A 26,323-nucleotide genomic window follows, 5' to 3' on the forward strand; every position below is an offset into this window, starting at 1 on the left:
TCGGATACTCAGGCAGCCAGCGCCGGCTCGTCGCGCTGCGGGCCACGCGCACCGAGCTGTGCATGAACCACTGTGGCACCGTGACGGCTATGTTCGCGCAACTGGAACAGCGCGACCGTATCGGCCAGATTGCGCGCCTGCTCGCTGAGCATGGCCGATGCGGCGGCCGACTCTTCGACCAGCGCCGCGTTCTGCTGCGTCGACTGATCCATCTCTGCCACACTGCGGTCGATCTGGCTGATGCCGGTGCTCTGCTCCATCATCGCCGTGTGAATCTCGCCGATCAGGCGACGCACGCGGCCGATGCCGTCGACAATTTCACCCATCGTATTGCCCGCTGCCTGCACGCGCTGCGTGCCGCTCTTGACGTTCTGCACCGAGGCTTCGATCAACGTCTTGATTTCCTGCGCGGCTGCGGCGCTGCGTTGCGCCAGCGTGCGCACTTCCCCGGCCACCACGGCAAAGCCGCGGCCCTGCTCGCCAGCACGGGCGGCTTCGACGGCCGCGTTGAGCGCCAGAATATTGGTCTGGAAAGCGATGCCGTCGATCACACCGATGATCTCGGTGATGCGCTCGGACGATTGCGCGATTTCGCTCATCGTGGTGACGGCACCCGTGACGACATCGCCGCCACGCGCTGCCGCGTCGCTCGCATCGGTGGCAAGGCGCGTGGCGTGCTCGGCGGCCTCGGCCGTCTGCTTGACACTCGCCGTCAGTTCGGTCAGCGCCGCCGACGTCTCCTGCAACGTGCCCGCCGACGCTTCGGTGCGCTGCGACAGATCGCGGTTGCCCATTTCGATCTCGCTCGTGGCCGACGTCATGCCGTGAACCCCGGAGCGCACGTCGAGCATGACGGTGCTGATCTTGTCCACGAAAGCGTTGAACGAGCGCGAGATTTGCGCGACTTCGTCATGACCGATGACATCGAGACGGCGGGTCAGATCGCCACCGCCGGAGCCGATGGTATCCATCGCGTCGCGCACTTGCGAGAGTCGGCGGAAGGCCTTCGACGTAAAGAAGCTGGCGATACCGATGGCGCACAGCGTCAGGACGATCAACGAGATGACGGTGCCGCTCAACACGCTCGACAAACCTGCCGTGGCTTCGGATTTGTCGAGGGCGACGACGAAGAGCCAGTCGGTGCCGGGCACCGGCTGCGCCTTGACCAGCTTGGCCACGCCATCGAGGTCGACTTCCATCGGCTCGGTGGCATGTTCGAGCTTGGCGAGCGCGTCGGGCGTGAGCGTGGCGGCGAGGTCGCTCGACTGCTTGAGCATGCGCTTTTCGTCGGGGTGCGCGATCACGAGGCCGTCGCGCGAGACCACGAATGCAAGGCTCGACGGCGTGGGGTGCACGGCCTTGACGACGTCCTGCACGGCGTCGAGCGGCACGGCGCCGCTCACGGCACCGAGCGTCTGGCCCTCACGAATGATCGGTGCGGCAAACGACACGTACAGCTTGCCCGACGCAATGTCGGCGTACGGCTTGACGACCGTCAGCTTGCCCGCGCCGGTCGCGCCCTTATACCAGGGACGTGCGGTCGGATCGTAGTCCGGCGGCGTGGGGCCGCTCGAGAAATACGACTTGTCGCTCCAGCCGATGCTGGAAATCGGGAAGCCATTGGTGGCGCCGAGTAACTTCGTGAGCGCCACACCCTGCTCGCCCTTTTCGACGGCGGCGGCGGTGCCCACGACCGATTGGCCCTTGGCAGCCGCCCAGCGCTCGACGGCCAGCGTGTTGCCACGTGCCACGGCATCGAGCGTGTTCGAAATGGTTGACATCATGCTGCTGCGCACGATGACGTAGGTGGTAATGCCGGAGAGGATCAGTGCGCCAATGACGGTGGCACACGCGATCAGAATGATGCGTGTTCTAAGCGAAGAGACTGTCATGCTGTCGGGATGGGCCTGCGGCTACGGGGGTCAAAAGACAGGAGACCGGCACCCAGGCTACCGGCTCCACGAGGTGGGAGAATCCACCCAGGGAATTACGGCGTGCGTTGAGAAAACTTTAGGTGTTAACCCCAAAACTCATCGAAATGCACCGAAGTACGCCGCCACCGCTCGCGCACGATTCGTTACGGATAGCGAAACATCAGGGATGCAAACGGCAAACAATGACAGCCGGCACCGCGCGGGGCACTACCGGCCGGGCAGCAAGCCTCACTCGTTAGCGGCCGCTTCCGCTTCGGTTTGCTCGATGGCCTTGACGATGATGTGCAGCGTGGCGTCGAGGTGAGCCTGCGTGTGCTTGCGCGCGGCGGCCACGTCGCGAGCGCGATACTCGTCGAGCATCTTCTGGTGTTCCTGATTGCTCACGTCGACGTGCACGGGCCGCATGTAAAGCGACAGCGCGATGTACGGGCCGGACGCATCGCGCAAAGTCTTGATCAGATGCGCGAGACGCGAGTTGTCCTGCGACGTCCACAACGCCGCGTGAAAGGCCTGATTGAGCTCCGTCCATTTGACGACATCCGAGGTCGCGAGCATCTCGATATGCAGCGCCTCGGCGTGTGCGATGTCCTCATCCCGAATCGTGGCCATCGCCTGCTCGGCCATCATCGGCTCGAGCGTCATGCGCAAGCGGTAAAGCTCGTTGACGTCGTCGATGGTCAGACCCCGCACCACAGCACCGCGATGGACGTCGAAAAACACCAGACCTTCGGAGACCAGCGTGCGCAGCGCTTCGCGCACCGGCGTGGTCGACATTTCGAGGCGACGCGCGAGATCGTCCTGCCGAAGGCGGTCGCCCGCCTTCAACCGGCCTTGCAGAATCTCGGTGCGCAGGGTTTCGATGGCGTATTGATACGCCGTGAGCCGACGGCGGCCGGAGGTGCTGGCCGTGCCGGACGCGACGCCCGGCACAGCAGCAGAGGCGGAGGACGTGCTTTTCAAAGGGGTGCCGTGTGAAGATTATTGACGCGTGAGTTTACTCCAATTTGCCAGCGCATCTCCGAGCTCGGCGGGCGCCGTACCCGTGGCCAGCAGCGCGCTCACCAGCAGTCGCGACTTGAGCCCGGACAGCCAGCCGGCCAGATGCGCGCCGCGACGCGCGAGGTCGATTTCAGCACCGACATAGCCGTAAGTCTGCGAAGCCGTCGAGCCAGCCGCCGCGCGACTCGCGATCACCACCGGCACTTGCGATGTCAGCTCCCCAATGCGCTGCGCAAATCCGAACGACACATGCCCCGCACCTTGCGCGGCAATCACGACCGCTTCGTATCCGCCCCTCACCGCCATCTCGGCCAACTCGCCGTCGTCTCCCAGCACGGCACTCACCAACGCCACCTTCGGCCAGTCGCGCACCGGACGCGGCAACGACTGCGCGCGCACCGGGCGCGCATGGAAAAACGTCGGACGGCCTTCGACAAGACGTGCCGCGGCACCGCCGTCGAGCGAGGCGAACGCCTGCACGGCGAGCGCGTCGCTCTTGCTGACCCAGCGCGCGTAATGGGCGGTGTCGTTCATCACCACGAGCACGCCGCGCCCGGTGCTGTCCGGGTGGCAGGCCGTGCGCACGGCGGCCAACAGGTTGGCGGGGCCGTCGGCACCTGCGGCCTGCGGCGCGCGCATCGCACCGGTAATGACCAGCGGCGCAGGCGACTTCCAGAACAGATCCAGCAGGAAGGCCGTCTCCTCCAGCGTATCGGTGCCCTGCGTGAGCACGACGCCGCTCGCCCCTTCCTCGATTTGCTGCTCGGCCCAGGCGAGGGCCGCCATCAGGTCGTCGTAGCCCAGCGAGGCGCTCGGCAACTGACGAAGCGACGCCGTGCGGATCGTTGCGACGTCAGACAGACCAGGCACCGAGCGGGCCAGTTGCGTGGCGTCGAGCGTGGGGACAACACCGCCGGCAGCGTCGGAGGGCGTCATGCTGATCGTGCCGCCGAGCGAGGCGACGGCAACCAGGGGAAGCACAGGATGTGAGTGGGGCATGGAGGACGATTTTTAGATTTCAGTTGATATGCATTGTGCATTATATATAATCGACAATCGTTTGCGAAGGGCATCGGCAACTTCGCAGAAATCCGCCAGAGACATCAATATTCAGGAGACGTCATGCAACCAACAACTGTGGGCCATCTGGCCGCCGGGGCGACGCGATACCGATTCGCGGTGTTCGCACTGATCGTGGTGATCGCCCTTGTGAACTACATCGATCGCGGGGCCATTTCGTATTCGGCCGCGCAGATCACGGCCGAATACGGTTTCGACCGGGCGGGCTGGGGCGCGGTGCTGGGCTACTTCGGTTATGGCTACATGTTCGGGGCATTGTTCGGCGGCGCGCTGGCCGACCGGCTGGGCGCGAAGACAGTCTGGGTGATTGCGGGCGTGGCGTGGTCGGCGTTTGCCATCGCAATGATCTGGGCGGGCGATCTGGGCATCGCGGTATTCGGTGGATCGGCGCTCACGGGCTTCGCCACGATTCGAGTGTTGTTCGGGTTTGCCGAAGGACCGGCCTACTCCATCATCAACAAGACGATGTCGGCGTGGGCGTCGCCGTCGGAGCGCGGTTTCGCCGTGTCGATCGGGCTGCTGAGCACGCCGTTGGGCGCCCTGCTCACGGCACCGGTCGCGGTCGGACTGTTGTTGCTGACCGATAGCTGGCGCACGATGTACATCGTGCTCGGCGTTGCGGGTTTCGTGCTGATTGCGCTGTTCGCGCGCGTCTATACGAATCGCCCGGAGGACAATCCTCGTGTGAATGCCGCTGAAGTGGCACTGATTCAGGCGGGACGCCCGGCGCACAATCCGTCGGCGGCTGCGGCAGCAAGCGATATGCCGTGGTGGAGCTTCTTCAAGAGCAAGACGCTGGTATTCAACTCCATCGGCTACTTCGCGTTCGTCTATGTGAACTTCATGTTGTTGACGTGGACGCCGAAATATCTCGCGGACGAGTTCCACTTCACGCTGTCGTCGCTGTGGTACATCGGCATGATTCCGTGGACGGGCGCGTGCGTGACGGTGCTGCTCGGCGGTCGCATTTCGGATTGGCTGTACCGCAAGACGGGCAAGCTGGTGATCGCGCGCAGTTGGTTTGCGGCAGCGTCGCTGACCTGCACGACGCTGTGCTTCCTGATGGTGTCGCAGGCGCAGAGCGTGTGGGCCGTGATCGCGCTGATGACGCTGGGCAATGCGCTCAATGCGCTGCCGAACTCGGTTTACTGGGCGGTGGTGATCGACACGGCGCCAACGCGTGTGGGCACATTTAGCGGGTTGATGCACTTCATCGCGAACATTGCCTCGGTGCTGGCACCCACGCTGGCGGGCATTCTGTCGGCGAAGTATGGTTATTCGTCGATGTTCATTGCGACTTCGGTGGCGACAGCGGTCGGTGTCTTCGCAATGTTGCAGGTCAAACCCGGCGTCGGACCGAAGTTGGGCCGACGCGAGGGGGAGACGGTGTCGGTGTGACGCGCCCGGCGCGTGGCATCAACGCGCCGCCTCGAACGCCCCATCGAAGCGATTCATCACGAGACGGCCGGCGCGAGTCCGAGTGGAAACTCGCGTTACTCGCGCATCGCAAGACGACACGCCGGCTCGCTGCTCGGGCCGGTCAGTCCAGTCACCAGAAGCGGCCGCTTGCGCGACATGTTCAGCATGACGATCTTGCCGACGCTGTCCGGCGCAGCGCGAACCGTGTCACCAACCGCGAGCCGCTCGCTGCCCTTCTCCTGTCCGGGCTGCCGAAGCAGTTCGAACAATGCGTAGATTCCCGATCCGAAGCGCACGATGAACCGTCCGGACTGTTCGTCGTGCGCATCGATCACGCCGTCTTCCACTTCCATTCCCGCCCCCACTCCATTTCCATTTCCGTTCGGATCACAACCCATATGGGCCGGCGGCCGTTCGTACGTCAGCGTTATCAAAGTGTTTGCGATACACCCGAATCGACTGCGCCGCGCACGATTTCCCTGCTCGTCAGTCCACGATAGGCAAAAAAATGCCCGCCACAAAGGGCGGGCACTTTCAAAACACAGGCGCAAGGCCGCGTAGATATTGGTAGGCCGTGCTGGGTTCGAACCAGCGACCAAGGGATTATGAGTCCCCTGCTCTAACCGCTGAGCTAACGGCCCTCAACTACTGGCGCTCGCTCAGGCGCAATCAATTGCCTTCGAGGAACGACTTGAGCTTGTCGGAGCGGCTCGGGTGACGAAGCTTGCGCAGTGCCTTGGCTTCGATCTGACGAATACGCTCGCGCGTCACGTCAAACTGCTTGCCGACTTCCTCGAGCGTATGGTCCGTGCTCATTTCGATACCGAAACGCATGCGCAGCACCTTGGCTTCACGCGGGGTCAGCGAATCGAGCACGTCCTTCACGACGTCGCGCATACTACCATGCAACGCGGCGTCAGCAGGCGCTACCGTGCCGGTATCTTCAATGAAATCACCCAAATGCGAATCGTCGTCGTCACCGATCGGCGTTTCCATGGAGATCGGTTCCTTCGCGATCTTCATGATCTTGCGGATCTTGTCCTCCGGCATTTCCATCTTCTCGGCCAGCGTCGCCGGATCCGGTTCAACACCGGTTTCCTGCAGAATCTGACGCGAAATCCGGTTCATCTTGTTGATCGTTTCGATCATGTGCACCGGAATACGGATGGTACGGGCCTGGTCCGCGATCGATCGCGTGATGGCCTGACGAATCCACCACGTCGCGTACGTCGAGAACTTGTAACCACGACGGTATTCGAACTTGTCCACCGCCTTCATCAGGCCGATGTTGCCTTCCTGAATCAGATCCAGGAACTGAAGGCCACGGTTCGTGTACTTCTTCGCAATCGAAATCACGAGACGCAAGTTTGCTTCGGTCATCTCGCGCTTGGCCTTGCGGGCGCGGCGCTCGCCTTCCGACATCTTGCGATTGACGTCCTTCAACTCGGTCAGCGGCAACACCACACGCGCTTGCAGGTCAATCAGCTTTTGCTGCAATTCCTGTACGGCCGGCACGTTACGCTCGACCACCGAGCTGTAGCCCTTGTTGTCGGCCACGACCGTGTAGATCCAGTCGAGATTGGTTTCGTTGCCCGGGAAACGCGACACGAAATCCGCGCGCGGCATGCCGCACTTGTCGACCACGATGTTGAGGATCGCACGCTCGATGTTGCGCACTTCGTCCACTTGCGAGCGCAGCGTGTCGCACAGACGCTCGACGGTACGCGCGGTGAAGCGGATCGTCATCAGCTCTGCCTGGATCGACTCGCCAGCCTTCACGTACGGCTTCGACTGGTAGCCTTCCTTCTCGAACGCACGACGCATCTTGCCGAACCAATCGGCGATCACGGCGAACTTGGCGAGCGAGTCGCGCTTGAGCTGCTCGACCTGCGCTGCCGAAGCACCGCCGCCGCTGCCGCCGCTATCGTCCTCGTCGTCGCCTTCTTCTTCCTCTTCTTCCTCTTCTGCGTCAGCGTCGGCGTCGAAGTCTTCGTCATCCGACGCCGCTGCTGCCGCATTGGCTTCCGCGTTCGGATCGATCAGGCCGTCGACCACTTCGTCGATGCGCATCTCTTCACGCTCGACCTTCTCGGCCATCGCCAGAATCTCGGCAATCGTCGTGGGGCACGCGGAAATGGCCTGCACCATGTGCTTCAGGCCTTCCTCGATGCGCTTGGCGATCTCGATTTCACCTTCGCGCGTGAGCAACTCGACCGTACCCATTTCGCGCATGTACATACGCACCGGATCGGTCGTGCGGCCAAACTCGGAATCGACCGTCGACAGGGCCGCTTCCGCCTGCTCCTCGACTTCGTCGTCCGTTGCAGCATTCGGCGCATTGTCGTTCAGCAAGAGCGTTTCGGCATCGGGTGCCTGCTCGTAGACGGCAACGCCCATGTCGTTAAACGTGGCGATCACGCCTTCCAGCGCATCACCCTCCACCACATCGTCGGGGAGGTGGTCGTTGATCTCTGCAAAGGTCAGGAAGCCTCGTTCCTTGCCCAGCTTGATCAGTGTCCGCAGCTTGCCACGACGCTCCTCAAGTTCCTCGGCCGTACCGGGCTGGTGCGAGGAAAATGCGTCCTTGAGCAGTGCTTTCTCTTTTGCCCGGCGATCACGCGCCTTCTGCTTTTCCACTTTGGTCTGATCTTCGTTCACGGGTTGATCGTTAGTATTCGCTGCAACGTTCTGCGCCCCCGGGGCGGCGGTCTTCGCGGCTCTGCCGCGTGCCTTTGGGACGACCGGCTCAACTGCTGCCGGCGTAACCTCCACCACTGCCTCCGGTTTGCTGGAAGCCCCGGTCTTGCGTGGGGCTCGCGTTGCAGGCGTACTCCTGCCCGCCAGGCCCGAAGCCTTGGCGGTGGTTGCGCTCTTCGCGCTTTTTTCAGCGGGTTGTCGAGCCTGCGGTTTCCCGCCGGCCGTCGCCTTCGTGGCCGTTGCCGCCCTGGCCGCTTTGACGGCCTTGACGGGCGGCTCGGACTTCACCGTCGGCTTGGCTGCCTTCGCAGCCCCCACCGTTGCGGCGGTCGCACTCTTGCGCTTGGTGACATCGGTCACCTTCGCAGCCGTCTTGCCGGTCGTCTGTTTTGCGCCGGCGGCTGCCTTAACTTGCGTAGTACGTTTCGCCGAACTTGCCTGGCTGGCCGTTTTCTTCGTGGCTTGCGACGCCGCACCGGCTTTTCCTACAACGCCAGCTTTCGCAGAACGAGACGCCCCCCTTCCACCAGATGCCGCCGCCGCGCTTGTCGCGCGCTTTGCCGTCGGTGAAGGGATAACCGTCTTTTTTCCGCTGGTCGTTGTCATCTTTGCCATAGCGATCTCGCTTGCCAGAAAACAGCCCACTGAAAACCTTCTATTGTAGCACGCGGGCTTACCTCAACTTCGCGTGCCTCCTGTGCCGGCCGTAGCCAGCCACCGCTTCAGTTCGTCGCGTTGCCGCGACAGCGCCTGAGCGTGGCGCAATTCATCGGACGTCAGCGACGCCCGCTTGAAAATCGTCTCCACTTCTTCGCACAGCCGGTCGTACTGCAGGCGCTGGACTGCGCTGCGCAGCTCGGTGAGCCGCAGGGCAATCTGCTCCTCGCGACGCTCAACCTGCGCCTCGTCATTTGGGTCGGGCATCAGGTCGCGGGTATTTTCACCAAACGAGAGAATTTCGCGAATGATGTCGTCGAAACTCGCCCAATTCGGCGATGTCCGCAGCCGAGCCGACATATAACGAAAGTCGGCCTGCGCGCCCATCTCGCGGCAATGCGTCAGCACTTCCGAAAAAATCTCGGCGTGCTGCCCCACTTCGCACAAGATCCTGAGTTCTTCCTGCGTCAATTCGTTTCCAAGCGCCGGGAACATCAGCAGATTCTGCAAGGCCCTGTGCTCAGTGCCCACCACGCGACGCTTCTCGCGCTTGGCCGGCGTCTTGTCCCACGCGTTCTGACGGCGTGCCGCGCCGATCTGCAACTCGCACAACTCGGCGACCTCTTCCACCGAGCTGCCGACCCTATCGGCAAGCGCATGGATGATCTGGCCGCGCAATGCGTTCGCCGGCATCTGCTGCAACAGCGGCTTGGCCTCGAATAGCGCCCGGGCCCGGCCCTCCGGCTGATTCATCTCCTTGCCGGCCGTCACCTCGCCGATCAGGAACTGCGACATCGGCATGGCGCGCGACACTTCGTCGGCAAACGCTTGCGTGCCGTGCTCGCGCACGTAGCTGTCCGGATCGTGCTCGCTCGGCAGGAACAGGAACTTGAAACTCCGGTTGTCGTCGGCATGCGGCAAACACGCTTCGAGCGCGCGGCGCGCTGCCCGGCGGCCCGCCGCGTCGCCGTCGAAACTGAACACCACCGTTTCGGTCTGGCGCAACAGCTTCTGCACGTGCATGGGCGTACACGCGGTGCCGAGTGTGGCCACCGCATGCGGGAAGCCCAGTTGCGCGAGCGCAACGACGTCCATGTATCCTTCGACCACCAGCACGTAACCCGCGTCGCGAATACCGATGCGCGCTTCGAACAACCCGTACAACTCGCTGCCCTTGCTGAAGAGCGGCGTCTCGGGAGAATTCAGATACTTGGGCTCGCCCTTGTCCAGCACGCGGCCGCCGAAGGCAATCACCTGGCCTTTCGTGTTTCGGATCGGGAACATGATCCGATCGCGGAAACGGTCGTAACGTCGCTTCGTGCTGCCCGCTTCGCCCTTCTCGCTCTCGATGACGAGACCGGCGTCGACCAACTGGTCGTCACGGTAATTCTCGAACGCGGTCTCGAGGTTCTGCCATCCATCCGGGGCATAGCCCAGACCGAAATGCGCGGCGATTTCGCCCGTCAACCCGCGTCGCTTCAGATAATCGATGGCGACCGGCGCACCGCGCAATTGCTTGCGATAGTAGTCGCAGGCACGCGTCATCACGTCCACCAGACCGAGCGTTTGCGCGCGCTGCGCGGCTGGGGCTGGCGCGCCCGGCATCGGCGCCTCACGCGGCACATCCAGCCCGACATTGCGGGCCAACTCCTCAACAGCTTCGACAAATCCGAGCCCGGCATGCTCCATCAGGAAGCTGATCGCGCTGCCGTGCGCACCACACCCGAAGCAGTGATAGAACTGCTTGGTGGGACTTACGGTAAATGAGGGCGACTTTTCGTTATGAAAGGGGCACAACCCCATGAAGTTCGCGCCACCCTTCTTCAACTGCACATAACGACCCACCACCTCGACAATATCGACGCGGTTGAGCAAATCCTGCAGGAACGACTGGGGAATCACTGGATCGATGCCATCGCAGCGCGGTGCCGCACCGTCGCACGCGCGACGGCACCGAACCGCACCACCGGGTTACGCAGCCAACGCCGCCTTCACTTGCGCGGACACGGCGGTCATATCGGCGCGCCCGGCCAACAGGCCCTTGAGCACGCCCATCACCTTGCCCATGTCCTGCGGGCCAGCGGCGCCTGTCTGAGCCACGGCCGCCTTGACCGCTTGCGCGACTTCGTCTGCCGAGAGCTGCGCCGGCATGTAGACCTGAAGCACTTCGAGTTCAGCGGCCTCCTTGTCGGCCAGATCGGTGCGACCAGCCGCCTGGAACTGGCTGATGGAGTCCTTGCGCTGTTTGATCAGCTTGTCGACGATGGCGACGGTGGCCGCATCGTCAATCGTGATGCGCTCGTCGACTTCCTTCTGTTTGATTGCCGCGAGCAGCAGCCGGATGGTCCCCAGTTTGTCGGCAGCCTTGGCACGCATGGCCGTCTTCATGTCTTCGTTGATGCGTTCTTTCAGACTCATGAGCTGGGATTCCGGAATTCGATTACGTTTCAGTGTAGTGCATGCCGCCCCAAAGAAAAGGACGACTACGGTGGGACACTCACCGCCCGCGGCCGCAGCCGACGCACTGGCGCAGGGACAAGCAGGGGTATAAAGCGCAAAAACCCGCTTGAGGAAACGATCGCACATGCGATCACAAGCGGGCTCGCCGGAGACTCGGCCACCTCGGCACCGGCGCACGCCCGCCACCGTTGGCGTGTTGGACGCTAATCACGAGGAAATGCCTCGGAGGCGCCTCGAACCGCTATCGGCAATGTGCCGAAACGATCGTTGCAACCGAGATAGCGCCGTCTCCACGAAGGAGAGAGCGTAGCACAGCGTCCGAGTGCCCGTCTATGACAGCGCGTCCCCTGCTGGCGTCATTCGTCGGCGTCAAGCGTCACTGGGCGCCCGTCGGTGTTGCTCGACTCTCCTCACCCGAGCCCGACGCAGCCGCCTGAGCGGGATGGATACTTTCAGACATCGCCCGCGCGCACGCCACGGCAGATGCCCACGCCCACTGGAAGTTGTAGCCGCCCAGCCACCCCGTCACATCGACGACTTCGCCCACAAAGTGCAGCCCCGGCTGACTGCGAGCCTCCAGCGTGGCCGAAGACAAGGCCCGCGTATCGACACCCCCGCGCGTCACTTCCGCCTTGCGCCATCCCTCCGAGCCGCAAGGCTTGAGCGTCCAGCCAGAAAACGCCTGCGCCAACGCCCGCAACGCCTTGTCCGGCAATTCCTGAACACGTGCCTGCGCAGAGAGTCCGCTGTTGATGACCCAGGCGTCGGCCAGCCGCGCCGGCACCCACTGTGCCAGCAGGTTGCTCAATTGACGCTTGGACGCCCCCTTCGCCTCGAACAGCGCCGCCGCGATATCCGAAGATGGCGCCAGATCGAGTGTGATCGGTTGCCCGGGCGTCCAGAAGCTGGAGATTTGCAGAATGGCGGGGCCGGACAGACCTCGGTGCGTGAAGAGCAGGTCCTCAACGAAACTGCCCGCCTCCTTGCCCTTACCGGTGCTGACCTCGACCTCCAGCGACAGCCCCGACAAGCCCGCGAAAGGCGCCCACGTGGAGGCGTCGAACATCAACGGCACCAGCGCCGGACGCGGCTCGACGATCTCCAGCCCGAACTGACGCGCGATGCGGTAGCCCCAGTCCGTCGCCCCGATTTTCGGAATCGACAGACCGCCGGTCGCGATCACGAGACGTTTGGCGGCGATATGCCCGGCATCTGTCGTCAAATGATAGCGATGTACCCCACCCGCCTCGGTGTAGGCCACGGTATGCACCGCGCACGGCATACGCCAATGCACGTGACCCGCGGCGCACTCCTTTCGCAGCATTTCGATGACGTCTTCGGCACTTTCGTCGCAGAAGAGTTGCCCGCGATGCTTCTCGTGCCACGCGATGCGGTGACACTTGAGCAGATCCAAAAAATCTCGCGGCGTATAACGCGCGAGCGCGGAACGGCAAAAACGCGGGTTCTCCGACAGATAGTTCGCCGGCCCGGCATTGATATTGGTGAAATTGCAGCGTCCGCCGCCCGAGATGCGGATTTTCTCCGCCAGACGCGTCGCATGATCGATGAGCACCACGCGCAGGCCCAGTTGCCCAGCCACGGCCGCGCACATCAGGCCGGCCGCGCCAGCACCCACAATCGCTACATCGAACTTTTCCATGGCGCGCATTGTAACCGGCAGGCGATGGGGTCGACTGGTATACTTCCGGGTTACCCACATTCATTGACGCCACGCGCATCTCCTCCCGCCATGCTGGTTCTAGGCATTGAAAGCTCTTGCGACGAAACCGGGCTCGCCCTCTACGATACTGAGGCCGGGCTGCTCTCGCACGCGCTGCATTCGCAGATTGCCATGCACCGCGAGTACGGTGGCGTGGTGCCCGAGCTGGCGTCGCGAGACCATATTCGTCGCGCACTGCCGCTGGCCGAAGATGTGCTCGCACAAGCGGGCAAGCCGCTCTCTGCCGTCGACGCCATCGCCTACACGCAAGGCCCCGGACTGGCCGGTGCGTTGCTGGTCGGCGCAAGCGTCGCAAACGCGCTGGCCTTCGCACTCGACCGCCCGGTCGTCGGCGTGCATCACCTGGAAGGCCATCTGCTGTCGCCGCTACTCGCCCCTGACGCCCCCGATTTCCCGTTCGTCGCCCTGCTCGTCTCGGGCGGCCACACGCAATTGATGGAAGTCCGCGCCTTCGGTCAGTACGCAATGCTCGGCGAAACGCTGGACGACGCCGCCGGCGAAGCCTTCGACAAGACCGCCAAACTGCTGGGCCTCGGTTACCCGGGCGGGCCGGCCGTCTCGCGTCTGGCCGAATTCGGTACGCCGGGCCGCTACGATCTGCCGCGACCGATGAAACACTCGGGCAACCTCGATTTCAGCTTCAGCGGCCTGAAGACCGCCGTGCTCACGCAAGTGCGCAATCTCGGCGGCAATGTCTGCGAGCAGGAAAAAGCCGATCTCGCGCGCGGTTTCGTCGACGCGATCGTCGACGTGCTCGTCGCCAAATCGATGGCCGCGCTCAAGCAGACCGGCATGAAGACGCTGGTCGTGGCCGGCGGCGTCGGCGCGAACGCGCAATTGCGCGCAGGACTGAACGAAGCGGCGCGTCGTCGCGGTTATCGCGTGCACTATCCGGACCTCGCGTTCTGCACGGATAACGGCGCGATGATCGCCTTTGCCGGTGCCATGCGCCTCAAACACTGGCCGGACGAAGCGGACAGCGAGTACGCCTATACCGTTCGCCCGCGATGGGATCTCGCGGACATCGTACGCAGCGCGTGACGCACTGCCCGGCTTGACGGCTGGCAAGCGCCCAAGAAAAAACCGCTCCGAGGAGCGGTTTTTTGTCGCCGACGACGCACCCGAAGGTGCCGTCACAACGAGCTTTCAGGCCATCAGGCGATCAGGCAGCCAGACGCTTGTCGCGCTCGATCACGGCATAAGCGCTGTGATTGTGGATCGACTCGAAGTTCTCCGCCTGAAGCACATAGGCCGCAATACGCGGCTCATTGTTCAGACGTGTCGCCACATCACGCACCAGATCTTCGACGAACTTCGGATTCTCGTAGGCGCGCTCGGTCACAAACTTCTCGTCCGGACGCTTGAGCAGCCCCCACAACTCGCACGACGCCTCTTCCTCCGCCATGCGCGCCAGATCCTCGACAGCGATATCGCCCACGATCTCGGCATCGATGGTGATGTGCGAGCGCTGATTGTGCGCGCCGTACTGCGAGATCTTCTTCGAGCACGGGCATAGGCTGGTGACCGGCACAAGCACCTTGAGCCACACACGCGTTTCGCCGTTACGCACATCGCCCGTGAGCGTGACCTCGTAGTCCATCAGACTCTGCACGCCCGAGACGGGGGCCGTCTTGTTGATGAAGTACGGGAACGTCACTTCGATGCGACCGGCTTCGGCTTCGAGCCTCTCCAGCATGCTGTCGAGCATGGCACGGAAACCGGCGACGTCCAGCGGTTCGCGATTCGCTTCGAGCAGCGCCACGAAGCGCGACATATGCGTGCCCTTCTGGTCGGCTGGCAAATGCACGTCGAGGTTGAACAAACCGATGGTGGCCTGCACATCACCATCGGCCAGACGCACCGACAGCGGATGACGCACACCACGCACGCCAACGCGCTGAATCGGAATCTGCCGGGTGTCGACGGTGCTCTGCACGTCCGGCATGACGAAAGCGGGGTTCATCTGATTCATCTAATTTCCTTCTTTGCCGGCAAGCCGACGGGGGAGGCAATGGGCAAACGTATCCAATGCTCGGCTCGCAAGCCTCTGGCGAGTGCCACCGGGAACGTGCCGGAGACTCCCGGCACGCGATGGAAAAGCGCTATGCAAAATGAAACGATCCGGCGCGCAAGCCGGATCGTTCAGACATTCAAGACTACCGGGTGGTTCAGGCGACGAGCTTCGTTGTGACCTTGCCCGCTGCCTGCGATGCCTCTGCCGGCTTGAGATCGAAGCGCTCGCAGATCGACTTGGCGATGCCTGCGGCGTCGAGACCCACGCCCGACAGGAGCAACGCCGGGTCGCCATGATCGATGAAGCGATCAGGCAGGCCCAATTGTAGTACGGGTCGATTACCCCCACTGGCCAACAGGGATTCTGCGACCGCAGAACCGGCGCCCCCCATGATGCTACCCTCTTCGACCGTCACGAGATAATCATGCGTCTGCGCCAGTCGCGCGATCAACGCATCGTCGATCGGCTTGACGAAGCGCATGTCGGCCACGGTAGCGTCCAGTTGCGCGGCAGCGGCAAGCGACGGCGCGACCATGCTGCCGAACGCCAGAATCGCCACGCGGCGCCCGGCCTCGGCCTGGCTTTCGCGACGCACGATACCCTTGCCGATCGGCAACGCCGTCATCGTCTGCTCGATTACAGCGCCCGTGCCCGCGCCACGCGGGTAACGCACAGCCGACGGACCATCGATCTGCACACCGGTGTAGAGCATCTGACGGCATTCGTTTTCGTCCGACGGCGCCATCACGACCATGTTCGGGATGCAACGCATGAACGGAATGTCGTAAGCCCCGGCGTGCGTTGCCCCGTCGGCACCAACGAGACCCGAACGATCCAATGCGAAGACGACCGGCAGGTTCTGCAAGGCGACGTCGTGAATCAGTTGGTCATAACCGCGTTGCAGGAACGTCGAATAGATGGCGACAACCGGCTTGAGGCCTTCGGTCGCCATGCCACCAGCGAACGTCACGGCATGTTGTTCGGCGATGCCCACGTCGTAATAACGATCCGGGAAGCGCTTCTCGAATTCCACCATCCCCGAACCCTCACGCATGGCCGGGGTGATCCCCACGATGCGCTTGTCCGCAGCGGCCATATCGCACAGCCAGTCGCCGAACACTTGCGTGTAAGTCTTCTTGCTGCTCGTGCTCGGCTTGATGCCCTCGGCCGGGTTGAACTTGCCCGGGCCGTGATACAGCACCGGATCCGCTTCGGCGAGCTTGTAGCCGTAACCCTTGCGCGTGACGACGTGCAGGAATTGCGGCCCCTTCAGATTCTTGATGTTTTCGAGCGTCGGGATCAGCGAGTCGAGGTCGTGACCGTCAATCGGGCCGATGTAGTTGAAGCCGAACTCTTCGAACATCGTGGCGGGCACGACCATGCCCTTGGCATGTTCTTCGAACTTGCGTGCCAGTTCCAGCACCGGCGGCGCCACGCTCAGCACCTTCTCCACACCCTTCTTCGCGGCGGCGTAGAAACGGCCCGACATCAGGCGCGCCAGATAACGATTGAGCGCGCCGACCGGCGGCGAGATCGACATATCGTTGTCGTTCAGGATGACCAGCAGCGGCACGTCTTCGTGAACGCCCGCGTTGTTCATCGCTTCGAACGCCATGCCGGCTGTCATCGAGCCGTCGCCGATCACCGCGATACCGAAACGGTTTTCGCCCTTCGTGCGAGCGCCGAGCGCCATGCCGAGGGCCGCCGAGATCGACGTGCTCGAGTGCGCCGTGCCGAACGTGTCGTACGGCGATTCGTCGCGCTTCGGGAAGCCCGAAATGCCGCCGAGCTGACGCAGCGAACCCATGGCGCCGCGACGCCCGGTCAGGATCTTGTGCGGATAGCTCTGGTGGCCCACGTCCCAGACAATGCGATCTTCCGGCGTGTTGAAGACGTAATGCAGCGCAATCGTCAACTCGACCGTGCCGAGGTTGGACGACAGGTGGCCGCCCGTGCGCGACACGCTCTCGAGCACGAAGGCACGCAGCTCTTCGGCCAGCGGCGCGAGTTGACGACGCTCCAGACGCCGCAAATCGGCCGGGTCATCGATAGTATTTAGAAGTTCGTACATCGTCGTTCCATATATAGGCGTTTTATACCGGGCAGCACCCCCTGTGAGCTGTTCCCGATCTCCTGCCGGTGCGTTCTGTGGGGAGATCGCGCCGACCCTCCTTGCCCCATGCTTGTATCTACTGCATACCGCTCCCGCCACGCAATCCTGCCGCGCTCGCGGAACCGTTCAGAAATCTGTCCCGCCGGCGCTCCGCACATACGGCGGATGCCGGCCCACACCACTACGCTCGATCAGTTGATGCGATCGACCACGTAATCGGCCAGCGCACGCAAACGATCCGCGTTACCCAGCGACGCGCTCGCCGCATGAGCGTCGGCACGCAGTTTCTCGGCATAGCCGCGCGCACCGTCAAGGCCCATCAGCGACACATACGTCGGCTTGTCGTTGGCGGCATCCTTGCCCGCCGTCTTGCCCAGCGTGGCCGAATCGGCCGTCGCATCGAGAATATCGTCCACGACCTGGAAGGCGAGTCCGACAGCGGCCGCATAGGCATCGAGCGCGACGGTTTCGTCGTCCGACAGCGCACGGCCGCAAATCGCCCCCATACGCAGCGAGGCACGCAGCAGCGCCCCCGTCTTCAGGCGGTGCATGTTTTCCAGTTGCGACTGCGTGAGCTTGATACCCACGCTTTCCAGATCGATGGCCTGACCGCCGGCCATGCCGAGCGCGCCCGAAGCCAGCGCCAGTTCGCGCACCAGCGCGAGCGACTGCGCCGCGCTCAGATCGCCCGTGGCTTCGCCCAGCACCACGAACGCCTGCGTTTGCAGGCCATCGCCGGCGAGCAGGCCGGTGGGTTCGTCATATTGCACGTGGACGGTCGGCTTGCCGCGGCGCATTTCGTCGTCGTCCATGCACGGCAGATCGTCGTGCACCAGCGAATAGGCGTGAATCATTTCGACCGCGCATGCCGCACGGTCCAGGGCCGTCTCGCTGGCCTGCGTCACTTCGCCCGCGGCGAAGCACAGCAACGGGCGCACCCGCTTGCCGCCGCCGAGCACGGCGTATCGCATCGATTCGTTGAGTCGCGCCGAGCCGCCATCGGCTGCCTTGGGCAGCGCGGCGTCGAGCGCCTGTTCCACACGAGCCTGCACTGCCTGCATCCAGGCCTTGATATTCTGATCCGCCATCGTCTTCGTCCTGCACGTACCCTTCAGGCCGTGCGTGTTATTGAGGCGCCCCGGTGTCGCCTGGGAACGCTTTGGGTCGTGGGTCGTCTTGCCGCCTTGCTCAATCGGGGGTGCGACTCAGAACTCGTCGCGCGCCGGTTCGAGCGGCTTGAGCGTCTCGCCTTCGAGCACCTTCACCTGCTGCTCAACCTTCTCGAGCAGGCCCTGGCAATACTTCACCAGCACGGCGCCGCGCCGATAGGCGCCCAGCGATTCCTCCAGTCCCAGCTCGCCACCCTCCATGCGCCCGACGAGCTTTTCCAGCTCGGCTAGCGCAGCCTCGTAGGTCTCGGGAAGGTCTTGCGGCACCTCTGGCGCCGCGTCTTGCGACTTTGCAGTCTTGGCCATAAACGCAAAATTCGGGTCGAATGTTCCATTTTACGGCAAAAGCGCACTAGCTCGCAGAGCGTAAATTGCCTCAAAACGGGTCGCGATGACTTTTTTCGGACAATATTTAACGTAAATCATGGACTTAGCGGCCCCCGGAAGTCCATACCGGGTATAATCGTCGGTTCCCCTAAATCGATTTTTCGATGGTTGGGTAGTTCACTGCTTTCAAGCTAGTCGGGAGTGGGAATGTCCAATCTAAGCAGCGCTTTGCAATTGAAACCGGCCTCGAGCCAACTGCCGGTCTACACGTATTTCGACGAGGCGCTCCTCGCCCGCGAGCGTGAAGTCCTCTTTAAACACGGCCCCCGCTACGTGGGTCACGAACTGATGGTCCCGGAAGCGGGCGATTATTTCGCCCTGCCGGCGGAGCAGGAAGGCCGCATGCTGGTCCGCAATGGCGCGGGCGAGCATAACGGCATCGAACTGCTCTCGAACGTCTGCCGTCATCGCCAGGCGATCATGCTAGGTGGTCGCGGGAACACACCCAATATTGTGTGCCCGCTGCACCGGTGGACTTACGACACGAAGGGCGAACTGCTCGGCGCGCCGCATTTCCCGGAGAAGCCCTGCCTGAACCTCGGCAAGTTCCCGCTGCAGAGCTGGAACGGGCTGCTGTTCGAAGCGCAGGGCCGCGACGTACAGGCCGACCTCTCGCGCCTCGGCGTGAAACACCATCTCGACTTTTCGAACTTCATGTTCGATCACGTCGAAGTGCACGAATGTAACTACAACTGGAAGACGTTCATCGAGGTTTATCTCGAGGACTATCACGTCGTGCCGTTCCACCCCGGTCTGGGCAGTTTCGTCTCGTGCGAAGACCTGAGCTGGGAGTTCGGCGACTGGTACAGCGTGCAGACGGTAGGCGTGCACGACGGTCTCGCCAAACCGGGCAGCCCGATCTATCGCAAGTGGCACGACGTGCTGCTGCGTTACCGCGAAGGCGTGCCGCCGGACTTCGGCGCGATCTGGATGGTGTACTACCCCCATCTGATGATCGAGTGGTATCCGCACGTGCTCGTGGTGTCATGGCTGATTCCGCGTGGTCCGCAGAAGACGACGAACATCGTCGAATTCTATTACCCCGAGGAAATTGCGCTCTTCGAGCGCGAATTCATCGAGGCCGAGCGCGCCGCGTATATGGAAACAGCGCGGGAAGACGACGAGATCGCCGAACGCATGGATGCCGGGCGTCGCGCCCTGTTCGAGCGCGGCGTGTCGGAAGTCGGTCCGTATCAGAGCCCGATGGAAGACGGCATGCAGCATTTCCATGAGTTCCTGCGTCGTCAGATGGGCGACTTCTGAGCGCCGCACGGCCAGGACGTCTCACATCACGAGAAAGCAGGAACCCCCGGCCGAGATCTCACCGGATGGCCGTGATGGCGTAGCAGGGGTGCTGCTGTGGTGCTCGCGAGACTGAATTAAATATTTGCCGAAAATTCGCTGAACGGCGGGCCATGCGCCCGCCGTTTTCGTTAGAATCGTCGCCATGCTTTCCTTATGACCATGCGCCAGCGATTCGTGCTGCATGCGTTGCCTGCGTTCGGCACAAAACGCGCTAATTCGTCTTTCTCGCCGCCAGTCGGCCACAATTCGCCATGCAATCGCTCTGGATGTTGGTCTCCGCCTTCATGTTCACGTTGATGGGGCTCTTCATCAAACTGGCGGCAAACGAATACAACACCGGCGAAATCGTGCTCTACCGCAGCCTGATCGGCGTGATCGTCCTACTGGCGATTGCTCGCTTTCGCGGCCAGTCGATCCGCACGCGGCACTTGGGCTCCCACGTCAAACGCAGCACGGCTGGCGTCATCTCGCTCGGTCTCTGGTTCTATTCGCTCACCCAATTGCCGCTTTCCACGGCAATGACGCTCAACTACATGTCGCCGATCTGGATTTCGCTGATCGTCATGGGAACGGCGGCGATCCGCGGGAGCCTGCGCACCGATTTCCGACTGGTGGCGGCAGTTTTCGCGGGCTTCGTCGGCGTCGCCCTGCTGTTACAGCCGACTATCGATAGCCAGGCCTGGGGCGGTGGGGTCGCAGGCGTCGTCTCGGGCGTGTTCTCTGCCGTGGCCTACATGCAGGTCAAGGAACTGGGAGCTGCGGGCGAGCCGGACTGGCGCATCGTCTTTTATTTCTCGGCGGGTGGCGTATTGCTGGGCCTCGGCTGGGTCGCCATCGACGGCATGCACGCGCTGACGTGGCGCGGCGCCGGCCTGATGCTAGGCGTGGGCATTGCCGCACTCATCGCGCAAACCGCACTCACACGGGCGTTCAGCCTGGGCAATACGCTTGTCACTGCGAATCTGCAATACTCGGGCGTAATCTTCGCTACACTGATCAGCATGCTTGTCTGGGGCGACTGGCCTGCACTGGCCGGCTGGATCGGCATGCTGCTCATCGTGGCGAGCGGCATGACCGCACTTCGCCGGCCCTCGGCCTCCGCGTGATCGCCGCCGGACGAATTCCCCACGCCCGTCTGTGGAGACGTCATGATTCACACCCACTTCACCACGCTTATCAGCCCGCAAAATCTCCACGCGCTGATGCAAACCGCCGCCGGCGGCGGCGCCCCGGTGATCATCTTCGATTGCCGCTTCGATCTCGCCAACCCGACAGCCGGCGAGGAAGCCTACGTCAAGGGTCATATCTTCGGTGCGTTCTATGCGCATCTGGAGCGTGATCTTTCCGGAAAGCCGACCGGCAAGAACGGCCGTCACCCGCTGCCCGATCGCGACACGCTCGTGCGACATCTCGCAACCTACGGATTGTCGAAGGGCCAGCAAGTCGTCGCGTACGACGCGCAAGGCGGCATGTACGCCGCGCGTCTGTGGTGGTTGCTGCGCTGGCTGGGACACGAGTCCGTTGCGGTGCTCGACGGCGGCCTGCAAGCGTGGGAAGCCGCAGGCTTCACGCTCGACGCCGCTCCGCCCGAGGAGCCGCCCGCCGGTGACTTCGCACCGGGCGAGCCGCTGGCCACGACGGCCGATGCCGCCGCCATCGAGCGCAATCTCACCTCGCATGAGCGTCTGGTGATCGACGCGCGCGCACCGGATCGCTATCGCGGCGAGAACGAAACGCTCGATCCGATCGGTGGCCACATTCCGGGCGCCGCCAATCGCTTCTTCAAGGACAACCTCGGACCGGACGGCCGTTTCAAACCTGCCGCCACGCTTCGCGAAGAGTTCACGCAGGTTATCGGCCCGAACCGACTGCCGGAGCGAGTCATCTCGCAATGCGGCTCGGGCGTGACGGCTTGCCACAACCTGCTCGCAATGGAAGTCGCCGGCCTGCACGGCGCCAGCCTCTATCCGGGGTCGTGGAGCGAATGGTGTGCGGACAAGCGCCGCCCGGTTGCCACCGGCGCACAGCCGTAAGCGGATGCCCCGGGGCGCGGGGCCAATGCTGTGGCGGAGGCTGGGCAGGGTTAGGGTCGCTTGACGTCGCGCGAAGTCATTCGAAGTCACTAAACGTCTAACGCCACCTGAATCCGCAGCAGACGGCTCAAAGCCGTTGTAAGCGACGGTAAGCCATACGGACTGATTGGCGGCAATGCCGGGGCATTCAATGAGAAAGGGCGTCTCTCGAGACGCCCTTTCTCATGTGCGCACCTGCCGGCGCAACGCGTCAACCGTGCCCGGCCGCTCTCGTGCGGCGAGGCGTTACCGGCTGCCGGTCGTTACACCTGTTTCACCCATTACACCGCCGCTTTGCGCCGCCCCCACCTCTGGCGACATCGCGAGCGCACTTCCGCCGCTCTCATGGTCGTGTCCGTGCCCGTGGTCATGATCGTGACCGTTGAGCCACACGACCAATGCCAGCCCCACGCCAATCAGCAGGATTTGCGGCAGCGCATCGCGCGGCGACGTTCGCCGCTGCATCTGCGGCATCAGATCCGATACCGCGATGTAGATGAAGCTGCTCGCGGCCAGCGCCAGCAAATACGGAATCAGGCTCTGAAGGCGGTCGAGCATGAAGTATCCGAGCATGCCGCCCAGCAATGCCGTCAGGCTCGACGCCAACGTCAGCACCAGCGCCTTGCGGCGCTTGAAGCCCGCATTGAGCAACACCATGAAGTCGCCCAGTTTATGCGCCACTTCGTGCACGGTAATCGACACCGTCGCCGCAACGCCAAGACGGGGATCGGTGAGGAACGCCGCCGCAATCACCACGCCGTCGGCAAAGTTGTGAATGGCGCTCCCCACCAGAATCATCCAGCCGCCCTTGCCCGCCTCATGCGCGTCGTGGCCGTGCTCGTGATGATGGCCGTCGCCCTCGTGGTGATGGCTATGACGCAGCAGCGCCAGCTTCTCCAGCAGGAAGAACCCCAGCAGGCCGCCGAGCAGCCAGCGCGTAATGATGTGCGCGTCAACGTGCGACTCCAGACTCTCCGGCAGCAAATGCAGCAGCGCCGTGCCGAGCAACACGCCCGCCGAGAAGCTGACCATCTTGTCGATGAGCTTGGAGAGCAGCCCCAGCGACAGCGACGCCGCCCCGGCAAGGCTCAGCACGCCGGAAGCCAGCGTAGCGATAACGATGAAAAGAAAGATGGCGTCGATGGTGATTCTCCCGCAGGCAAGGCGGCGATTTAACCAGCTTTTACCGTCGCAGGCAAACCGTCTACCCGCCCGACGCAACGATATCCCAGGCGAACGCCATCCGCTTAGCCCGCAACGGTCCACCCGCGATATCGGTAGCGCAAATTGGCAAACGTAGGCAAACCGGCCGCCCTTGCGGCACCCGAGCACCCTCGGCTCAACCCGCAACGGTCCGCCCGCGATGTCGGCAGCGCAAATCGGCAAACGTAGGCGCCCCCCCCTATCCACACGACACTACGACATCCCGCATTTCCGGCCGCCCGGACGGATGCGCAGCCAGTTCAGCCCGCGACGGCTCGTGCGATATCGAGAACAGCTCAGATCAGCAACTCGGGCACGCAGCGCAAGCCGTCAACTCAGGCGACGCCGTGCTTGCGGAACCAGTCGAGTGTCAGCGTCCAGCCTTCCTTCGCGTCCGCTTCGACGTAGCTCGAACGGTAATCCGCGAAGAACGCATGCCCCGAGTTCGGGAACACTTTCAGCGTGGAGCCCTTCGATGCAGCATCGCCCTTCGCCAGCGCCTCACGTGCCTGCTCGACGCTCGCCACCGGAATGCCCGTGTCCTTGCCGCCGTAGAGCCCCAGCAGCGGGCCATGCAATTTGCCCGCGATATCAATCGGGTTTTGCGGGAAGCTCTCACTCTTGTCGCCCACGATGCGCCCGTACCAGGCCACCGCCGCCTTGATGTTCGGGTTGTGCGCATCGTAGAGCCAGGTCACGCGTCCGCCCCAGCAGAAACCGGTAATGCCCAGCCGCTTCTCGTCGCCGCCGTTGGCGACCGCCCATTTGACCGTTGCGTCGATATCGCCCAGCACTTGCTTGTCCGGGGTCTTGGCCACGATCTGCGACTGGATCTCGGCAATCGTGCCCAGCGACTGCGGATCGCCCGCGCGTGCGAACAACTCCGGCGCGAGCGCCAGATACCCGAGCTTCGCGAAGCGACGGCAGATATCGGCAATGTGCTGGTGCACGCCGAAGATCTCGGAGACGACGATGATCGTCGGCAAATGCGTTTTCCCGGCAGGCTTTGCGTAGTACACCGGCATTTTGATGCCAGGCACGTCGAGCATGTGTTCGCCCGTGTCGAGCCCTTGCGAGTCGGTGGTGACCGTTTCGGCAGCCACCGGCAGTACCGCCAGCGCGAACGCCGAGCCGACAGCGGTCTTCAGAAAATCACGCCGGTTACGCGGTGCCACTTCAGGCACGAGACTATCCAGATCCGCTTGCGACATGTCGCACTCCAGGAGAAAGCGTCAGTAAGAGAAGGGGAAAACCGAGACGAGCCGCCGACCCGAGGCCGGACGTTCGGATATTACTAGAGAGGGAATGCGCTTGCACTCGGACAACGCCGCGAGCGCGATCGGATTCATCCGAAACCGTGCGTGAGACGGTCGGGAACGCCTAAAAAGCCGGCCGCGCGAGGATGAAACTCGCGCGGCCGTCCCTAACAATACTCAACAACACTCAGCGAACAAACCTCAGTGCAGCTTCACACGCGGCACGGTGGAGCGGCGCAGTCGATTCGCCACAGTATCGAGCATCATGCGCCAGACACCGTGCAGTGCGGCGACGTGCATCCGATAGAGCGAGGTGTACATCACCCGAGCGAACAGCCCTTCGATGAACATGCTGCCGCCGATCAGACCGCCCATCAGATTGCCCACCGCGCTAAATTTGCCCAGCGAGACCAACGAACCGAAATCGCGATACGTGAACGTCGGCAGGCTTCGGCCCTTGAGCCGCGCGTCGATCGCCTTGACCAGAAAGCTCGCCTGCTGGTGCGCGGCTTGCGCGCGCGGCGGCACGAACCCATGCTCCGGCCACTCGCAACTGGCGCAATCGCCGAACGCGAAGATGTCCGGATCGGTCTTGCTCTGGAGCGTCGGCAGCACTTCGATCTGATTCAGACGATTGACGGCGAGCCCCAACGTGCCGAGCACCGGCGGTGCGGTAATACCTGCCGACCAGACCGTGATGTCGGCCGGCAGCACCTTGCCGCTCGTCGTCGTCACTTCGTTCGGACGCACTTCGGCCACCGAATCGCCACACAGAATATCGACGTCGAGCTTGGTGAGCAATCCGGCCACCGCTCCCGACACCCGTTCAGGCAGCGCTTTGAGAATGCGCGGGCTCGATTCGATGATGGTAATGCGCACGTCCTTGCGCGGATCGAGCTTCAGACCATACGAGCGCAGCACTTCCGCCGTATTGCGCAGCTCCGCAGAGAGCTCCACGCCCGTCGCCCCCGCCCCCACGATGACGAGATTGACTTTGGGACGCCCATGTCCCGCCGCCGGCGACAGCAGCGCGCCGGTCGGTTGCGTCCCGGCGGCCGCAGGTGCAACAGCAGCAGCCGGCTCCGGCGTTTCGGCCGCGTTCTGCGCACGCACGCACGCGGCCATCAAACGGCGACGGAAGCGTTCGGCCTGCTCGACCGTATCCAGGGCAATGGTGTTTTCTTGCGCGCCGCGCACACCGAAAAAGTTGGTCGTGCTGCCGATGGCGAGCACCAGCGTGTCGTACGGCAAGGTGCGCTCGGGCAGCAGATCGCCCTCGCCTTCGTCGGCCGCCGCAGGCACCGCCGCCAGACGAATCGTCTTGGCCGCGCGGTCCAGGCCGATCATCTCGCCCGTCGCGAACTCGAAGTGGTGCCAGTTGGCCTGCGCCACGTAAGAGAGCTGATGCGTCGCCGTGTCCATGACCCCGGCTGCGACCTCGTGCAGCAACGGCTTCCAGATGTGCGACAGCGAACGGTCGACCAGCGTAATTTGAACGTCCTTGCCACGCCCGTACTTGTCGCCCAGCCGGGTGACAAGTTCGAGACCGCCGGCGCCGCCGCCGACCACAACAATGCGATGCACACTCACAATAACTCCCCGTGCTTGGAAAACCGTCCGGCCGGTCGGGCTGTGCCAAACCGGCGATAGCGATTACCTTACCGCAGAGTGCGGGATTAGGGTATTCCTGCGTTCCTATTCCTGCTATTGCGTGGTCCCAATCGTGACGTCAGGTGTCGACGCATTGCGACAGCCACAGCAAGCTACGCCCCACGTCACGCAAGCACTTTAGGCGTCAGCCACGTGGCGTGCCATCG

Annotated in this window: 20 protein-coding genes and 1 tRNA gene; 5 read left to right on the forward strand and 16 right to left on the reverse strand. The window is 63.2% G+C overall.

What is annotated here, in order from left to right:
- Positions 1 to 8: 8 nt before the first annotated feature.
- From ACIPHM_RS14140 to ACIPHM_RS14150, 3 genes are all read right to left on the reverse strand, one after another.
- Positions 9 to 1,892: a methyl-accepting chemotaxis protein gene (locus ACIPHM_RS14140; RefSeq protein ID WP_400328951.1), complete on the reverse strand. Its 1,884-nt coding sequence runs from the start codon at positions 1,890 to 1,892 to the stop codon at positions 9 to 11.
- A 270-nt stretch (positions 1,893 to 2,162) separates the two neighbouring features.
- The gene (locus ACIPHM_RS14145) at positions 2,163 to 2,894 is read right to left on the reverse strand and encodes a GntR family transcriptional regulator (protein ID WP_400328954.1); all 732 of its coding nucleotides are present in this window, start codon (positions 2,892 to 2,894) and stop codon (positions 2,163 to 2,165) included.
- An 18-nt stretch (positions 2,895 to 2,912) separates the two neighbouring features.
- Positions 2,913 to 3,932, reverse strand: a complete 1,020-nt coding sequence (locus tag ACIPHM_RS14150) for an asparaginase (RefSeq protein ID WP_400328957.1) — start codon at positions 3,930 to 3,932, stop codon at positions 2,913 to 2,915.
- A 123-nt stretch (positions 3,933 to 4,055) separates the two neighbouring features.
- On the opposite strand from ACIPHM_RS14150, the gene ACIPHM_RS14155 reads away from it, so the two are divergent.
- Positions 4,056 to 5,411 (forward strand): MFS transporter, encoded by a 1,356-nt coding sequence (locus ACIPHM_RS14155; protein ID WP_400328960.1) that lies wholly within the window; start codon positions 4,056 to 4,058, stop codon positions 5,409 to 5,411.
- 95 nt (positions 5,412 to 5,506) lie between these two features.
- On the opposite strand, the gene ACIPHM_RS14160 is transcribed toward ACIPHM_RS14155, so the two are convergent.
- The 6 genes from ACIPHM_RS14160 to ACIPHM_RS14185 all read right to left on the reverse strand — a co-directional run bounded on the left by ACIPHM_RS14160 (position 5,507) and on the right by ACIPHM_RS14185 (position 12,906).
- Positions 5,507 to 5,785, reverse strand: a complete 279-nt coding sequence (locus ACIPHM_RS14160) for a hypothetical protein (RefSeq protein ID WP_400328963.1) — start codon at positions 5,783 to 5,785, stop codon at positions 5,507 to 5,509.
- A gap of 212 nt (positions 5,786 to 5,997) precedes the next feature.
- Positions 5,998 to 6,073: transfer RNA gene (locus ACIPHM_RS14165), tRNA-Ile, on the reverse strand.
- Positions 6,074 to 6,101: 28 nt separating this feature from the next.
- On the reverse strand, positions 6,102 to 8,744 hold the full coding sequence (rpoD, locus tag ACIPHM_RS14170) for an RNA polymerase sigma factor RpoD (RefSeq protein WP_400328965.1): 2,643 nt from the start codon (positions 8,742 to 8,744) through the stop codon (positions 6,102 to 6,104).
- Positions 8,745 to 8,807: 63 nt separating this feature from the next.
- Positions 8,808 to 10,688 carry a DNA primase gene (gene dnaG / locus ACIPHM_RS14175; RefSeq protein ID WP_400328968.1) on the reverse strand — a complete coding sequence of 627 codons (1,881 nt, stop codon included), beginning with the start codon at positions 10,686 to 10,688 and terminating at the stop codon, positions 8,808 to 8,810.
- Positions 10,689 to 10,757: 69 nt separating this feature from the next.
- Positions 10,758 to 11,204, reverse strand: coding sequence for a GatB/YqeY domain-containing protein (locus tag ACIPHM_RS14180; protein WP_400328971.1), 447 nt, complete (start codon positions 11,202 to 11,204; stop codon positions 10,758 to 10,760).
- A 418-nt stretch (positions 11,205 to 11,622) separates the two neighbouring features.
- Positions 11,623 to 12,906, reverse strand: coding sequence for an NAD(P)/FAD-dependent oxidoreductase (locus ACIPHM_RS14185; protein ID WP_400328973.1), 1,284 nt, complete (start codon positions 12,904 to 12,906; stop codon positions 11,623 to 11,625).
- Between the two features lie 90 nt (positions 12,907 to 12,996).
- On the opposite strand from ACIPHM_RS14185, the gene tsaD reads away from it, so the two are divergent.
- Complete coding sequence (gene tsaD / locus ACIPHM_RS14190) at positions 12,997 to 14,028, forward strand: tRNA (adenosine(37)-N6)-threonylcarbamoyltransferase complex transferase subunit TsaD (RefSeq protein ID WP_400328975.1); 1,032 nt, start codon at positions 12,997 to 12,999, stop codon at positions 14,026 to 14,028.
- Positions 14,029 to 14,149: 121 nt separating this feature from the next.
- Here the strand turns inward: tsaD and folE2 are convergent, their stop codons facing one another.
- The 4 genes from folE2 to ACIPHM_RS14210 all read right to left on the reverse strand — a co-directional run bounded on the left by folE2 (position 14,150) and on the right by ACIPHM_RS14210 (position 18,589).
- The gene (gene folE2, locus ACIPHM_RS14195; protein ID WP_400328976.1) at positions 14,150 to 14,959 is read right to left on the reverse strand and encodes a GTP cyclohydrolase FolE2; all 810 of its coding nucleotides are present in this window, start codon (positions 14,957 to 14,959) and stop codon (positions 14,150 to 14,152) included.
- Positions 14,960 to 15,155: 196 nt separating this feature from the next.
- Positions 15,156 to 17,072, reverse strand: a complete 1,917-nt coding sequence (gene dxs / locus ACIPHM_RS14200) for a 1-deoxy-D-xylulose-5-phosphate synthase (protein ID WP_400328979.1) — start codon at positions 17,070 to 17,072, stop codon at positions 15,156 to 15,158.
- 233 nt (positions 17,073 to 17,305) lie between these two features.
- Positions 17,306 to 18,202 (reverse strand): polyprenyl synthetase family protein, encoded by an 897-nt coding sequence (locus ACIPHM_RS14205; protein WP_400328982.1) that lies wholly within the window; start codon positions 18,200 to 18,202, stop codon positions 17,306 to 17,308.
- Positions 18,203 to 18,319: 117 nt separating this feature from the next.
- Entirely contained in the window at positions 18,320 to 18,589 is a 270-nt protein-coding gene (locus tag ACIPHM_RS14210) for an exodeoxyribonuclease VII small subunit (protein ID WP_400328985.1), read from the reverse strand.
- Between the two features lie 228 nt (positions 18,590 to 18,817).
- Between ACIPHM_RS14210 and ACIPHM_RS14215 the strand changes: the two genes are divergently transcribed.
- The 3 genes from ACIPHM_RS14215 to ACIPHM_RS14225 all read left to right on the forward strand — a co-directional run bounded on the left by ACIPHM_RS14215 (position 18,818) and on the right by ACIPHM_RS14225 (position 22,008).
- A complete protein-coding gene (locus tag ACIPHM_RS14215) occupies positions 18,818 to 19,933 on the forward strand; it encodes an aromatic ring-hydroxylating dioxygenase subunit alpha (protein ID WP_400328988.1) in 1,116 nt (371 codons plus the stop codon).
- A 293-nt stretch (positions 19,934 to 20,226) separates the two neighbouring features.
- Positions 20,227 to 21,081, forward strand: a complete 855-nt coding sequence (locus ACIPHM_RS14220; protein WP_400328991.1) for a DMT family transporter — start codon at positions 20,227 to 20,229, stop codon at positions 21,079 to 21,081.
- Positions 21,082 to 21,123: 42 nt separating this feature from the next.
- On the forward strand, positions 21,124 to 22,008 hold the full coding sequence (locus ACIPHM_RS14225) for a sulfurtransferase (RefSeq protein ID WP_400328993.1): 885 nt from the start codon (positions 21,124 to 21,126) through the stop codon (positions 22,006 to 22,008).
- Between the two features lie 285 nt (positions 22,009 to 22,293).
- Here the strand turns inward: ACIPHM_RS14225 and ACIPHM_RS14230 are convergent, their stop codons facing one another.
- From ACIPHM_RS14230 to ACIPHM_RS14240, 3 genes are all read right to left on the reverse strand, one after another.
- Positions 22,294 to 23,190 (reverse strand): ZIP family metal transporter, encoded by an 897-nt coding sequence (locus ACIPHM_RS14230; protein WP_400329109.1) that lies wholly within the window; start codon positions 23,188 to 23,190, stop codon positions 22,294 to 22,296.
- 395 nt (positions 23,191 to 23,585) lie between these two features.
- Complete coding sequence (locus ACIPHM_RS14235) at positions 23,586 to 24,461, reverse strand: dienelactone hydrolase family protein (RefSeq protein WP_400328996.1); 876 nt, start codon at positions 24,459 to 24,461, stop codon at positions 23,586 to 23,588.
- A gap of 246 nt (positions 24,462 to 24,707) precedes the next feature.
- Complete coding sequence (locus tag ACIPHM_RS14240; RefSeq protein WP_400328999.1) at positions 24,708 to 26,090, reverse strand: NAD(P)/FAD-dependent oxidoreductase; 1,383 nt, start codon at positions 26,088 to 26,090, stop codon at positions 24,708 to 24,710.
- Between the last annotated feature and the right edge of the window lie 233 nt (positions 26,091 to 26,323).

The sequence above is a fragment of the Pandoraea sp. NPDC087047 genome, from assembly GCF_044745225.1.
Lineage (GTDB): Bacteria > Pseudomonadota > Gammaproteobacteria > Burkholderiales > Burkholderiaceae > Pandoraea.

Coding starts and splice junctions, on each gene's coding strand:
- ACIPHM_RS14140 (WP_400328951.1), bottom strand. CDS start 1,892: ATGACAGTCTCTTCGCTTAGAACACGCATCATTCTGATCGCGTGTGCC.
- ACIPHM_RS14150 (WP_400328957.1), bottom strand. CDS start 3,932: ATGCCCCACTCACATCCTGTGCTTCCCCTGGTTGCCGTCGCCTCGCTC.
- ACIPHM_RS14155 (WP_400328960.1), top strand. CDS start 4,056: ATGCAACCAACAACTGTGGGCCATCTGGCCGCCGGGGCGACGCGATAC.
- ACIPHM_RS14160 (WP_400328963.1), bottom strand. CDS start 5,785: ATGGAAGTGGAAGACGGCGTGATCGATGCGCACGACGAACAGTCCGGA.
- rpoD (WP_400328965.1), bottom strand. CDS start 8,744: ATGGCAAAGATGACAACGACCAGCGGAAAAAAGACGGTTATCCCTTCA.
- ACIPHM_RS14180 (WP_400328971.1), bottom strand. CDS start 11,204: ATGAGTCTGAAAGAACGCATCAACGAAGACATGAAGACGGCCATGCGT.
- ACIPHM_RS14185 (WP_400328973.1), bottom strand. CDS start 12,906: ATGGAAAAGTTCGATGTAGCGATTGTGGGTGCTGGCGCGGCCGGCCTG.
- tsaD (WP_400328975.1), top strand. CDS start 12,997: ATGCTGGTTCTAGGCATTGAAAGCTCTTGCGACGAAACCGGGCTCGCC.
- folE2 (WP_400328976.1), bottom strand. CDS start 14,959: ATGAATCAGATGAACCCCGCTTTCGTCATGCCGGACGTGCAGAGCACC.
- dxs (WP_400328979.1), bottom strand. CDS start 17,072: ATGTACGAACTTCTAAATACTATCGATGACCCGGCCGATTTGCGGCGT.
- ACIPHM_RS14205 (WP_400328982.1), bottom strand. CDS start 18,202: ATGGCGGATCAGAATATCAAGGCCTGGATGCAGGCAGTGCAGGCTCGT.
- ACIPHM_RS14210 (WP_400328985.1), bottom strand. CDS start 18,589: ATGGCCAAGACTGCAAAGTCGCAAGACGCGGCGCCAGAGGTGCCGCAA.
- ACIPHM_RS14215 (WP_400328988.1), top strand. CDS start 18,818: ATGTCCAATCTAAGCAGCGCTTTGCAATTGAAACCGGCCTCGAGCCAA.
- ACIPHM_RS14220 (WP_400328991.1), top strand. CDS start 20,227: ATGCAATCGCTCTGGATGTTGGTCTCCGCCTTCATGTTCACGTTGATG.
- ACIPHM_RS14225 (WP_400328993.1), top strand. CDS start 21,124: ATGATTCACACCCACTTCACCACGCTTATCAGCCCGCAAAATCTCCAC.
- ACIPHM_RS14235 (WP_400328996.1), bottom strand. CDS start 24,461: ATGTCGCAAGCGGATCTGGATAGTCTCGTGCCTGAAGTGGCACCGCGT.